Genomic DNA, 12,689 nt, shown 5'->3' with positions numbered 1-12,689 from the left:
CGCGCGTGACCATCCTGGCCGACGGCATCGCGTCCCTGACCCCACGCCAGCGCATGCTGGCGGCGTTCGTGCTGGCGCTCAGCAATTTCATGGTGGTGCTGGACCTGACCATCGCCAATGTGTCCGTTCCCCACATTGCGGGGAATCTGGGCATCACGCCGGATCAAGGCACGTGGATCATCACATCCTATGCGGTGGCGGAAGCGATCTGCGTGCCGTTGACCGGCTGGCTTTCCCAACGTTTCGGGACGGTCCGGGTCTTCACATTCGCCATGGTCGGCTTCGGCATTTTTTCGCTGTTATGCGGCCTGTCGATGACGTTGGGCATGATCGTGGCATGCCGCATCGGGCAGGGGATTTGCGGCGGTCCCATCATGCCCATGTCCCAGACCCTGCTCGTCCGCATTTTCCCGCCCGAACAGCGCGCTCGCGTCATGGGGCTGTGGGCGATGACGACGCTGGTCGGGCCTGCGGCGGGACCGATCATCGGCGGCTATATCAGCGACAATTGGAGCTGGCACTGGATCTTCTTCATCAACCTGCCCATCGCGGCTGTCTGTGTATTCGCGGCGGCGGTGCTGCTGGGTCCGGCGGAAACCGAACGGCGCAAGCTGCCCATCGATTATGTCGGTTTGGGCCTGTTGATATTCTGGATCGGCTGTCTGCAGATCATGCTGGACCTTGGCCGCGATCGTGACTGGTTCGGCGATCCGCTGATCGTGGTGCTCGCGGTGATGGCGGTGATCGGCCTGTGTGCATTCCTGATATGGGAATTGACGGAAGAACATCCGATCGTCGACCTGCGGGTGTTCCGCCACATTGGTTTCACGTCGGGCGTCATATCGCTGGCGCTATGTTTTGGCGCTTATTTCGCGGGCATCGTCATCATCCCGCAATGGCTGCAAATGTCGATGGGCTATACCGCCAGTTGGGCAGGCTTTGTCACCGCCTTTACCGCCGCCACGGCTATCCTGACCGCTCCGATCGCGGCGCGGGCGACGGGCAAGGTGGATGCCCGCATCCTGGTGTCCGGTGCGATCATGTGGCTGGGCATGGCGACATTCTGGCGGGCCGGGTGGACCGGCACGGAGGATTTCTGGGGATTGTCCCTGCCGCAGATTGTGCAAGGGTTCGCCATGCCTTTCTTCATGATCCCGCTCACCACTCTGACGCTGGGGTCTGTCCTGCCGGAAGAAACCGCGTCTGCCGCCGGGATGCAGAGCTTTTTGCGCACCATCGCGGTCGCCATCACCACGTCGGTGGTGCTGACCGGCTGGGGCGATGGCCAGCGCACGTCGCGCAACGAAATGGTGTCGACACTTGGCCCCGACGCGACGGCTCCGCTGACCGGCAGCGGCTTCTCCCCCGAACAGAGCCGCCAGATTTTGTCGAACCTGGTCGATCAGCAGGCGACGGTGATCGCCATGGACCATGTGTTTTTCATCGCGGCGATATTCCTGTTCCTGGCCGCCGCCCTCATCTGGCTTGGCCCCCGGCCAACGGGCAAGGTCGATCCTTCAGCCGTGCATTGACAAATGGGCGCGTTTGAGAGCTGATTGACGCGGCGCAGCATCGCCGTCATTGAATGGCGAAAAGGCTATGGGTCCATGCGAATCGTCATCATCGATGACAGCGGCCTGCGCGCGACGGTTCTGGAAGAAGGACTGCGCGAAGCGGGCTATGACGATATTCATATCATTCCTCCACGCGGGGGCTTTGTCGCGCGACTTGAGCGCATGGCACCCGACGTCGTCCTGATGGACCTGGGCAGCCCCAGCCGCGACACGCTGGAGGAAATGCTGACGGTCAGCCGCGCGCTGGCCACGCCGATTGCCATGTTCGTCGACCAGTCGGACGATTCCATGATCGGTGCCGCCATTGATGCGGGGGTTTCCGCCTATGTCGTGGACGGGCTGCGCAAGGAACGGGTAAAGCCGGTGCTGGAACTGGCCGTCCGCCGCTTTAACGCCTTTGCCCGGCTTCAGACCGAACTGGACGAAGCGCGCACCGCCTTGTCCGACCGCAAGATCGTCGACCGCGCCAAATCCATATTGATGAGCCAGCGAGGCATCAGCGAACCGGATGCCTATGCGCTGTTGCGGTCGAGCGCGATGAACCAGGGGAAAAAGATCGTGGATGTCGCCCAGGCCCTGATCACAGCCAGCGACTTGTTGGGAGGGGGGGTATGATGAGCACTGGGACGACTTCGCTGCGTATCGCCTATCTGCCGCTGACCGATTCCGCCGTGCTGGCGGTGGCGCGGGAAAAAGGCTTTGCCGAGGAAGAGGGGCTGAGCCTCGACCTGGTCCGCACGGTCAGCTGGGCGACTTTGCGCGACCGGCTGCTGTTCGGCCAGGTGCAGGCCGCGCACATGCTGGCCCCGCTCGCCATCGCCGTGACGCTGGGGTTGAGCCAGCATCCCGCGCCGCTGGCCGCGCCCTATAAGCTCAACGTCAACGGCAATATGCTGGTGATGGCGCGGGAATTCGCCCTGGCGCTGGACCCCGATGTCACCGCCCGGCTGAACGATCCGCTGGGCACCGCGCATGATTTCGCCACCGCCATTGGCCTGTGGAAGCGCAAGCCGGTGATCGGCGTCGTCCACCGCTTTTCCAGCCACGCCATCATGCTGCGTTACTGGCTGGCCAGTGCGGGCGTTGACCCCGACCGCGATGTCCTGTTGCGCGTGGTGCCGCCGTCGCTGACGGTGGAAGCGATGCGTGGGGGCGAGATTGACGGCTTCATCGCAGGCGAACCCTGGGGCAGCGCGGCGGTAGAGGCGGGCCTGGCCGAAGCCGTGGCCATTGGCGAGCGCATCTGGCGGCGCGGCGTGGAAAAGGTGCTGGCGTTCCGCACGCCCTGGCTGGAGGAAAATCCGCAGACGGTGGACGCACTGATCCGCGCACTGGTCCGTTCCGCCGCATGGTGCGACGATCCGGGCAATCATGAGGCGCTGGCGCATCTTTTGTCGCAGCCCCATTTCGTCGATCAGCCCGCCGACCTGATCCTGCGCGGGCTGTCGGGGCGTATCGTTGCACGGGCGGACATGCCGCCGGTCGACATGCCGGACTTCATGCTCTTTTCGCGTGAAGCGACGCCTTTTCCGTGGCGCAGCCAGGCGCTTTGGCTCTATTCGCAGCTCGTGCGGTGGAAGATGGTGGATCACACGCCCGAAAATGCGGCAAAGGCCGGATCGGTGTTTCGCCCGGACATTTTCCGCCGGGCGTTGGCCGAAAGCAATGTGCCGATCCCCGGCGCCAGCATGAAGGTGGAAGGCGCTGTCGCCTCGCCGCTAGCGGTCGGTTCCAAGCGGGGTGAACTGACGCTGGGCCCCGACCGGTTTTTCGACGGTCGCATATTCGACCCCGAACGCATCGAGGATTTCCTTGCCACCTTCTGATCCTTCCCCATTTGGCAATGGGGAGGATTGGCAGAAAAATTGTGCCTTGCAACATGAAGCGAATCATTAGATAAGGCAAAGGTCGCGCGACGAAGCGCGTTCATGGATGAGCATGCCCAAGGATGGGGTCGCGCTCTCCTCAAAACAGAATTTGCAGCAAAGCCGCTGACCGGGTCTCGTGAATAACGAGCATTCGGCGAGCGGCCTTTTTTTGTGTCCATTTCACAAGATTGAAGGACGTCATCATGGCAACTGCTTATTGGGACCGCGAAAAAGGCGGCGAGGGGGAAGCCGGGCCGACCAGCTTCTGGAAAGCGGGTCACACGCCGACCCTGATCGCCGCGTTCCTTTATTTCGACCTGGCCTTCATGGTGTGGGTGGTGTTGGGGCCATTGGCACCCTCCATTTCCCAGACATTGGGCCTGACGCCCGCTGAAAAGGGGTTGATGGTCGCTGTCCCAACCCTTGCAGGCGCGCTGTTGCGCGTGGTCAACGGGCTGCTGGTCGATCGCATCGGTTGCAAGCAGGCCGGGGCGATCAGCCAGGTCATCGTGATCCTGGGCCTTTTTGGCGCCTGGTTCATGGGCGTCAACAGCTTTGGCGGCACGCTGGCGCTGGGCGTGATTTTGGGCTTTGCGGGCGCAAGCTTCGCCATCGCTTTGCCTTTGGCCAGCCGCTGGTATCCGCCTGAACATCAGGGCAAGGCGATGGGTCTGGCCGGCATGGGCAATTCGGGCACCGTGCTTGCCTCGCTCTTTGCGCCGATCCTGGCAAAGCTGTTCGGCTGGAACGCGGTGCTGGGCCTGGCCTGCATCCCGCTCACCATCGTCTTCATTGCCTATATGTTCATGGCAAAAAATGCGCCCAACGCGCCTGCGCCCAAGAAGCTGGTGGATTATTTCCGTCCGCTGAAGACGGCCGACGCCTGGTGGCTGATGGGATTTTATTCGGTGACTTTCGGCGGTTTCGTCGGCCTTGCCGCATCGCTGCCGATCTACTTCACCGACCAGTTCGGCCTGACCCCGATCACAGCGGGCTATTGCACCGCGGGCTGCGTGTTCGCCGGTTCGCTGGTCCGCCCCATGGGTGGCGCGCTGGCTGACAAGATTGGCGGCATCAAGGCGCTGATGATGGTCTATATCGCCGCTGCGCTGGCGCTTGCCGGTGTGTCCTACGCATCGACCCTGGTGTCGTCGCTGGGCTTTTTCGTCGCCGCGATGCTGGCGCTGGGCGCTGGGAACGGTTCGGTGTTCCAGCTGGTGCCGCAGCGTTTCCAGGAAGAAATCGGCGTCATGACCGGCCTGGTCGGCATGGCGGGCGGCATTGGCGGCTTTTACCTGGCGTCGTCGCTGGGTCTTGCCAAGCAGTTTACCGGCAGCTTTGCGCCTGGGTTCCTGATCTTCGCGGGCCTGTCCGTGGCGGCTTTCCTGGGCATTTCGCTGGTGCGTGCTCGCTGGCGCGCGACCTGGAGCAGCGGTGCGCGCATCTGATTAGGGTTGTTGGAGAGGAGAGGCGGCGGCACTCGAAAGAGGAGCCGCCGCCCTATTTTGAAACCTTACCTCCGTTCGCCCTTCGACAGGCTCAGCCCGAACGGGTGGTGGTGTTTTGGTGAGAGGGATTATCGGCACTTTCAAACTTTCCTGCCGAATCGCTTGACCCCCAGCGCGTTTCATTTATGTTGCACTGCGAAGGACAAGGTTGTCCTCTACTGATATAGCGGCGGTGATCCACGGTTGGATCGTCAAAGCGTTAATGATGGCAAAGCCGCCATCCAGACTCCTGGGTTCAAAGCCCAGGGGTCCGGATGGCGGCTTTTTTATTGTCTGGAGTCAAGGGATGGATTTTCAGAACAACGCCGAACCGGAGACGGCCAACGAAGAGAATATCTTCGTGCCGTCAGAGGACGTGCGGGAACATCTGGTGGTTGTTGGCAACGGCATGGCCGGTTGCCGTGCGGTCGAGGAACTGCTGGCGCGCGATGCGGGGCGTTATCGCGTCACCATCTTTGGCGCAGAGCCTTATGTGAACTATAACCGCATCATGCTTTCGCCGGTTCTGGCCGGTGAGAAGAGCTTCGATGACATCGTCATCAACAGCCGTGAATGGTATGATGAAAATGGGATCGAGCTGATCGCCGGCGATCCGGTGACGGCGGTCGATCGCACTGCAAAGACCGTCACGAGCCAGTCGGGTCGCACTGTTGGCTATGACAAGCTGCTGATCGCGACGGGTTCCGACCCGTTCATCATTCCGGTGCCGGGCAAGGACCTGCCGGGCGTCATCAGCTTCCGCGACATGAAGGACGTCGACACCATGCTGGAAGCCGCCGGGAAGGGCGGTTCTGCGGTGGTGATCGGCGGCGGATTGCTGGGCCTGGAAGCGGCGCATGGCCTCACCCTGCGCGGCATGAAGGTAACCGTGATCCACCTGATGGACACGCTGATGGAGCGGCAGCTCGATGAGGCAGCGGGCTGGCTCTTGAAGTCCGCGCTCGAAGGACGCGGCCAGACCATCCTGACCGGTGCCAATACCGAAGCCATTTATGGCGACGGCAAGGTCGAGGGCGTCCGCCTGAAGGATGGCACGGAAATCCCCGCGAGCCTGGTCGTCATGGCGGTGGGCATCCGTCCCTCGACGGCGCTCGCCCGTGAAGCTGGCCTTGAGGTCAATCGCGGCATCAAGGTCGATGACCATATGGTCACCAGCGACCCTGACGTGCTGGCGGTTGGCGAATGTGTTGAGCATGACGGCAATGTCTACGGCCTCGTCGCGCCGTTGTGGGACATGTGCCGCAGCCTGGCCGACGGCCTGACTGACCAGCATACGGGCTATAAGGGTTCGGTCACCTCGACCAAGCTCAAGGTTGCCGGGCTGGACGTTTTTTCGGCTGGTGACTTTTCGGGCGGCGAAGGTTGCGAGGACATCGTCCTGCGCGATGCGTCACGCGGCGTCTACAAGCGCGTCGTGGTCAAGGATGACAAGGTCATCGGCGCGGTGCTCTATGGCGACACGGCGGACGGCGGTTGGTATTTCGACATGCTCAAGCGCGAGGAGGATGTCGGCGAAATCCGCGACCTGCTGATCTTCGGTCAGGCCTTCGCCTCTGGAGGAGGCGCGCTGGACCCTAAGGCGGCCGTTGCGGCGCTCTCGGACGATGCCGAGATTTGCGGCTGCAACGGCGTCAGCAAGGGCCAGGTCGTGGCTTGCATCGAGAAGGGCGCATGCAGCCTGGATGCGGTGCGCGGCACCTGCAAGGCGTCAGCCAGCTGCGGCAGCTGCACGGGTCTGGTCGAGAATCTGCTGGCGGTGGTGCTGGGCGACGACGTCCAGTCGGGGCCGAAGACGATGTGCAAATGCACCAGCTTTGGCCATGACGATGTGCGGCGCGAGATCGTGGCGCAGAATATGCGCTCTATCCCCGAAGTGATGCAGAAGCTGCACTGGTCGACGCCGGATGGTTGTTCTTCCTGCCGCCCGGCGCTCAATTACTATCTGCTTTGTGCGCTGCCCGGTGAATATGTCGATGACCAGCAGAGCCGCTTCGTCAATGAGCGGATGCACGCGAACATCCAGAAGGACGGCACCTATTCGGTCGTTCCGCGCATGTGGGGTGGCCTGACCAACCCCAAGGAACTGCGCGCGATTGCTGACGTGGTCGAGAAATATGATGCGCCGATGGTGAAGGTCACCGGCGGCCAGCGTCTCGATATCTTCGGCATCAAGAAGGAAGATTTGCCCGCCGTTTGGGCCGACCTCAATGCCGCGGGCATGGTTTCCGGTCATGCTTATGGCAAGTCGCTGCGCACGGTGAAGACCTGCGTCGGGTCCGAATGGTGCCGCTTTGGCACGCAGGATTCGACCGGCCTTGGCGTCAAGACGGAACGGATGACCTGGGGGTCGTGGATGCCCCACAAGTTCAAGATCGCCGTATCCGGCTGCCCCCGCAACTGCGCGGAGGCGACGATCAAGGACTTTGGTGTGGTCTGCGTGGATAGCGGCTATGAGCTGCATGTCGGCGGCAATGGCGGCATCCATCTCCGCGCCACCGACCTGCTCTGCAAGGTCGCGACCGAGCAGGAAGCGCTCGATTATTGTGCCGCCTTCACTCAGCTCTACCGCGAGGAAGCCCGCTATCTGGAGCGCACCGCGCCCTGGATCGAGCGCGTTGGCGTGGAATATGTGAAGCAGCGGATTGTCGAGGATGAGGCTGGCCGAGAGGAGTTGCGTGCTCGCTTCCTTTATTCGCAGAGCTTCAGCCAGGATGATCCCTGGGCGCAGCGCGCAGCCGGTGCGGAGAGTGAATTGCACCAGCATCTCGACGCTTCCATGCCCTTTGGCGCCATCGCTGCGGAGTGAATGATATGACGACATGGATCGACATCGGCACGCTGGCCGACATTCCCCAGCGCGGCGCTCGCACGGTTCAGATTGCCGGTGAGAAGGAAATCGCCGTATTTCGCACCAGCGATGACACGGTCTTCGCGCTGGTCAATGAATGCCCGCACAAGAAAGGCCCGCTGAGCCAGGGCATCGTCCATGGCCACAGCGTTGCCTGCCCGCTGCACAACTGGAACATCGCCCTGAAAACGGGCGAGGCGCAGGGCAATGACGAGGGCTGCACGCCGACCATCGCCGTCAAGCTGGAGGGTGATCGCGTGCTGATCGCTCGTCCGGCGGCGATGAAGGCAGCGGCGTGAGCTTTCGGTCCCCAGCCACAAAGGCGGGGACCGGGGTGGGGGTTGCCTGTTGGCCATCCCTTGCGGCATGCGCCCCCACCCAATTCTTTTCAGAACATTTCCTGCCTGAGGCGGATCGTGTTCCTGCGAAGGCAGGAACCCAGTTCAGACGGCAGGACTGGGCTCCTGCCTTCGCAGGAGCACTTCCTAAAGAGAAGGGCATCGCATGAACCAGGCCATCCGCACCACCTGCGCCTATTGCGGCGTCGGTTGCGGCATTTCGGCCACGCCGACCGGGCCGCGGTCGGTCACGATCAAGGGCGATGAGGCGCATCCAGCCAATGGCGGGCGGCTTTGCTCCAAGGGCACGCATCTGGGTGAGACCGTGGGACTGGAAGGTCGCCTGCTGCACCCGATGATCGGCAACAAGCGCGCCAGCTGGGACAAGTCGCTGGATCTGGTCGCGAAGAAGTTTCGCGAGACGGTGGATCGCTACGGCCCTGACAGCGTCGCTTTCTATGTGTCCGGCCAGCTGCTGACCGAAGATTATTATGTCGCCAACAAGCTGATGAAGGGCTTCATCGGCACGTCCAACATCGACACCAACAGCCGCCTGTGCATGTCGAGCGCGGTTGCCGGGCACAACCGCGCCTTTGGTGAGGACATCGTGCCCGCCAGCTATGATGATCTGGACGAAGCCGACCTCATCGTGCTGGTCGGATCCAACACCGCCTGGTGCCACCCGATCGTTTATCAGCGCATCCAGGCGGCCCGCGCGGCGCGCGGCACCAAGCTGGTCGTCATCGACCCGCGCCGCACCGAGACCTGCGAAGGGGCGGACCTGCATTTGGCGGTGAAGCCCGGCACGGACGTCGCCTTGATGAACGGGTTGCTCGCGTGGTGCGATGCGGAGGGGATCACCGATCCTGCCTTCGTTGCGGATCACGTCAATGCGCCCGAAGGTTTCTGGGAGCATATCCGCACTGGCCACGATCTTTGGACTACCGCAAAGACTTGCGACATCGCGCCAGCGCTGCTGGAACAGTTCTACAAGCTGTTCGCCGCCACGCCGCGCACGGTCACGATGTTCAGCCAGGGCATCAACCAGTCGATCCGCGGCACCGATCAGGTCAACGCGATCCTGAACGTCCACCTCGCTACGGGCCGGATCGGCAAGCCGGGCGCGGCACCTTTCTCGATCACGGGCCAGCCCAATGCGATGGGGGGCCGAGAGGTCGGCGGGCTTGCTTCGACACTGGCCGCGCATATGGATTTCGCGCCGGAAAATGTGGAGCGGGTAGGGCGCTTCTGGGCTGCGCCCGCCATGGCGACCAAGCCGGGCCTGAAAGCTGTCGACCTGTTCCGTCAGATCAATGAGGGTCGGGTCAAGGCGCTCTGGGTCATGGCGACCAACCCTGCCGTCTCGCTGCCCGACGCGGGCAGCGTGCGGGAGGCGCTGGAAGCCGTTCCCTTCCTTGTCGTGTCGGACATCATCGCCGACACCGACACCAGCGTGCATGCCGACGTCCGCCTGCCCGCCGCCGGATGGGGGGAGAAGGACGGCACCGTCACCAATAGCGACCGTACCGTCAGCCGCCAGCGGCCTTTCCTCGCGCTCCCCGGCGAGGCGAAGCCCGACTGGTGGATCGTCAAGGAAGTTGCCCGCCGCATGGGCTGGCGCAATGCTTTCGCCTATGATCGGCCCGCCGACATCTGGCGCGAACATGCCCGCCTGACCGCCTATCAGAATGACGGCGCGCGCCTGCTCAACCTGCGCGCGCAGGCGACCATCGGCAATGACGCCTATGAAGCGATGGAGCCTTTCCGCTGGGGCGGCGAGCGGCCCTTCGCGGATGGCCGCTTTTCTACGCCTGATGGCAAGGCGCGGCTGGTGCTGACCAAGCAGATGGAGTTGCAGGAGCCGCTGAAGGCCTGGCCGATGACGCTCAACACCGGGCGCTATCGCGACCAGTGGCACACGATGACGCGCACCGGCCTGTCGCCCAAGCTCGCCCGCCATCGCGAGGAGCCGCTGGTCGACATTCACCCGCAGGATGCGCGGGACCTGGGCATCGCCGATGGCGACCTTGCCCGCGTCCAGACCGCGCAGGGCAACAGCATTTTCCGCGCGTCTTTGAGCGAAGGCCAGCGTCGGGGCGAAATCTTTACGCCGATCCACTGGACCGACCAGATTTCCAACGGTGGCCGCACTGGTTTGCTGCCGCGCCCGCTGGTCGATCCGCATTCGGGTCAGCCCGGCTTCAAATCGACGCCCGCCGCCATCGAAAAGGTTGCGACCGAGTGGAAGGGCTTCCTGATCCTGCGCGGTGAACAGCCTGCCAAGGTGCCGTGCCTGTGGGCGACCCGCGTCACCGTGCCGGGCGGCGCGCTTTACGAAGTCGCGGGCAATGGTGATCCGGCCCGCCTGGAAGCCTGCCTGCCCAAGGGTGACCGCGTCGAAGCGGTGGACCTGGCGCGCGGCACTCGCCGTATTGCGATCATTCGCGAAGGCAAGCTGGCGGGCGTGCTGTTCGTCACCCGCACCGGCCTGCTGCCCTCGCGCGACTGGCTCATCGGTCAGCTTGAGGCGGAGGAAGTGGGCGTGTCGGTGCTTGCTGCGCGCGGTCCCGGCAATCAACCTGACAAGGGTGCGACCATCTGCGTCTGCTTCGACATAGGGTTGAACCAGATCGTCGCCGCCATCCGCGACCAGAGCCTGGTCGACGTGCCTGCCATCGGCAAGGCGATCGGCGCGGGCACCAATTGCGGGTCCTGCCGCCCCGCGCTCGCCAACATCCTGGCCCAAATCCCGCAGGAGACGCTCCATGCAGCCGAATGAACTGATCGCCCCCGGTGAAGTCTGGCTAGTCGGCGCAGGGCCGGGCGACCCGGACCTCCTTACGCGCAAGGCGGAGAAGTTGATCGCTGCGGCGGAGATCGTCTTTTACGACGCGCTGGTCGGCCCCGGCGTGCTCGACCTGATCCCCGAAGGCGTCGAGCGGGTCAGTGTTGGCAAACGCTCGGGCCGCCATTCAAAGGCGCAGGAAAGCATTAACGACCTCCTCCTCGCCGCCGCCAAGGCGGGTAAGCGCGTCGTACGCCTCAAGGGCGGCGACCCGTCCGTCTTTGGCCGCTCATCCGAGGAAATGGAGCATCTCGCCGCCGACGGCATCCGCTTCCACATCTGCCCTGGCATCACCACCGCCAGCGCGGCGGCGGCGAGCGGCAGCGCTTCGCTCACCCTGCGCGGCAAGGCGCGCGGCCTGACGCTGGTGACCGCGCATTTGAAAGCCGGTGAGCAGCTCAAGTTGGATTGGGAGGCGCTGGCCCGTCCCGGCGGCACGCTGGGCATTTATATGGGCCGCGCTGCTGCCGGAGAGATTAGCCGCCAGTTGATCGCTGCCGGGCGCGACCCGGAAACGCCGGTGATGGTGGCCGTCAACGTCTCCCTCCCCACCGAACGGCTGATCAGGGGCAAGCTGTCCGCCCTTGCTTTCCTGGTCGCCACTATCAGTGACGAAGACCCGACCCTGCTGCTGATCGGCGAAGCGGTGGCGGGAACGTCCATGCCTGTAGGGGTTGCAGCCAGCGTCGCTCTTCAGCTTTGAAGACCGGCTCTTTGCAACTTTTGCCCTGAGCTTGTCGAACGCCCCCGAACTTAGTTGGAAGGAAGGGAGGGGGCTTCGGCAAGCTCAGTTTGGCCTGGCTTGCTATCCCTTTAAGAAAGAAAAGGCTTCGACAGGCTCAGCCCGAACGGGGGAGGGCGAGGTTTTCCAGATCTTTTGGCCGGTTGATATTCGGCAACACGATATCCGGTCGCTCTACGACCCGAGCGCCGATCCGCTCCAGCCAGCCGTAGATCGATCGGTTATTGTCTGCCGCCAGATGTGCGTCCAGCTCGTCCGCCAGCATAGCAGGCCAGAAACCGGCGAGCTGCTGACCCTTTAGCACTCCCGCGTTTTTTCCCGTTAGAGCCTCTGCCAGTGCCGCCGGATAGACAGGCATGTCGCACCCTGTCGTCAGCACTGCGTCATAACCCGCGCTTCGTGCGTGATGCAGCGCTGCGTTCAGCCCGCCCAGTGGTCCCATGTCCGGTGCGGGTCGATCCGTCAGCCCGGTCAAGCCTTCCACGCTCCGCCCGCAGACCACTACCGTCTCCACATGCGGCGCGATCGCCGTCACCGCATGTTCGATCAGCGTGCGCCCGTCCGGCATCACGGCAAGCGCCTTGTCGCTCCCGAACCGGCTGGATCGTCCCCCGGCCAGCACCGCGCCCAGCAATCGCATCGATCCACTCCTTGGCAGAACCCTCACTTTCCCCTATGGCGCGCGGCGTGGGCGGGCAACCGTTCACGTAAGAAGATCGCGCCGGAAAGGGAATGCGGTGCGGACGGGATGACCGTCCAATTCCGCGGCTGTCCCTGCAACTGTAAGCGGCGAGCGCGATGCACATGGAAGCCCGCATGCCTTCAAAGGGGGAGGCGAGGGGGACCAGCCACTGGGCGCAAGTCCGGGAAGGCCGTGCATCACCGCGACGACCCGCGAGCCAGGAAACCTACCGGTGCATGGTCGCTCTTGCCTTGGGTCCAGGGATCGGTCCGGGCACGGTTTTC

The 12,689-nt window shown here is 63.5% G+C and carries 9 protein-coding genes and 1 riboswitch; of the genes, 8 read left to right on the top strand and 1 reads right to left on the bottom strand.

From position 1 onward, the window contains the following. Positions 1-53 precede the first annotated feature (53 nt). The 8 genes from FHS54_RS11305 to cobA all read left to right on the top strand — a co-directional run bounded on the left by FHS54_RS11305 (position 54) and on the right by cobA (position 11,684). Complete coding sequence (locus FHS54_RS11305; protein WP_167304423.1) at positions 54-1,532, top strand: DHA2 family efflux MFS transporter permease subunit; 1,479 nt, start codon at positions 54-56, stop codon at positions 1,530-1,532. A gap of 75 nt (positions 1,533-1,607) precedes the next feature. Next, positions 1,608-2,189, top strand: coding sequence for an ANTAR domain-containing response regulator (locus FHS54_RS11300; protein ID WP_167303914.1), 582 nt, complete (start codon positions 1,608-1,610; stop codon positions 2,187-2,189). Beyond that, positions 2,186-3,400, top strand: a complete 1,215-nt coding sequence (locus FHS54_RS11295) for a CmpA/NrtA family ABC transporter substrate-binding protein (RefSeq protein ID WP_243855735.1) — start codon at positions 2,186-2,188, stop codon at positions 3,398-3,400. The genes FHS54_RS11300 and FHS54_RS11295 overlap by 4 nt, the downstream gene beginning before the upstream one ends. Before the next feature lie 245 nt (positions 3,401-3,645). Beyond that, entirely contained in the window at positions 3,646-4,890 is a 1,245-nt protein-coding gene (locus FHS54_RS11290) for a nitrate/nitrite transporter (protein WP_167303913.1), read from the top strand. A gap of 346 nt (positions 4,891-5,236) precedes the next feature. Beyond that, positions 5,237-7,756: a nitrite reductase large subunit NirB gene (gene nirB, locus FHS54_RS11285; RefSeq protein ID WP_167303912.1), complete on the top strand. Its 2,520-nt coding sequence runs from the start codon at positions 5,237-5,239 to the stop codon at positions 7,754-7,756. Positions 7,757-7,761: 5 nt separating this feature from the next. Further along, on the top strand, positions 7,762-8,097 hold the full coding sequence (nirD, locus tag FHS54_RS11280) for a nitrite reductase small subunit NirD (RefSeq protein ID WP_167303911.1): 336 nt from the start codon (positions 7,762-7,764) through the stop codon (positions 8,095-8,097). A 205-nt stretch (positions 8,098-8,302) separates the two neighbouring features. Beyond that, on the top strand, positions 8,303-10,915 hold the full coding sequence (locus tag FHS54_RS11275) for a nitrate reductase (protein WP_167303910.1): 2,613 nt from the start codon (positions 8,303-8,305) through the stop codon (positions 10,913-10,915). Further along, entirely contained in the window at positions 10,902-11,684 is a 783-nt protein-coding gene (cobA, locus tag FHS54_RS11270) for a uroporphyrinogen-III C-methyltransferase (RefSeq protein ID WP_167303909.1), read from the top strand. The genes FHS54_RS11275 and cobA overlap by 14 nt, the downstream gene beginning before the upstream one ends. Positions 11,685-11,820: 136 nt before the next feature. On the opposite strand, the gene mobA is transcribed toward cobA, so the two are convergent. Next, entirely contained in the window at positions 11,821-12,363 is a 543-nt protein-coding gene (gene mobA / locus FHS54_RS11265; RefSeq protein WP_167303908.1) for a molybdenum cofactor guanylyltransferase, read from the bottom strand. A 65-nt stretch (positions 12,364-12,428) separates the two neighbouring features. After that, positions 12,429-12,653, top strand: a riboswitch (cobalamin riboswitch). Positions 12,654-12,689 lie beyond the last annotated feature (36 nt).

Source organism: Sphingobium vermicomposti, from assembly GCF_011762025.1.
In the GTDB taxonomy this organism is placed as follows: Bacteria; Pseudomonadota; Alphaproteobacteria; order Sphingomonadales; family Sphingomonadaceae; genus Sphingobium; species Sphingobium vermicomposti.
The sequence above is the reverse complement of the archived record's forward strand: the minus strand, read 5'-3'. Positions and strand labels throughout refer to the sequence as shown.

Coding starts and splice junctions, on each gene's coding strand:
- FHS54_RS11305 (WP_167304423.1), top strand. CDS start 54: ATGCTGGCGGCGTTCGTGCTGGCGCTCAGCAATTTCATGGTGGTGCTG.
- FHS54_RS11300 (WP_167303914.1), top strand. CDS start 1,608: ATGCGAATCGTCATCATCGATGACAGCGGCCTGCGCGCGACGGTTCTG.
- FHS54_RS11295 (WP_243855735.1), top strand. CDS start 2,186: ATGATGAGCACTGGGACGACTTCGCTGCGTATCGCCTATCTGCCGCTG.
- FHS54_RS11290 (WP_167303913.1), top strand. CDS start 3,646: ATGGCAACTGCTTATTGGGACCGCGAAAAAGGCGGCGAGGGGGAAGCC.
- nirB (WP_167303912.1), top strand. CDS start 5,237: ATGGATTTTCAGAACAACGCCGAACCGGAGACGGCCAACGAAGAGAAT.
- nirD (WP_167303911.1), top strand. CDS start 7,762: ATGACGACATGGATCGACATCGGCACGCTGGCCGACATTCCCCAGCGC.
- FHS54_RS11275 (WP_167303910.1), top strand. CDS start 8,303: ATGAACCAGGCCATCCGCACCACCTGCGCCTATTGCGGCGTCGGTTGC.
- cobA (WP_167303909.1), top strand. CDS start 10,902: ATGCAGCCGAATGAACTGATCGCCCCCGGTGAAGTCTGGCTAGTCGGC.
- mobA (WP_167303908.1), bottom strand. CDS start 12,363: ATGCGATTGCTGGGCGCGGTGCTGGCCGGGGGACGATCCAGCCGGTTC.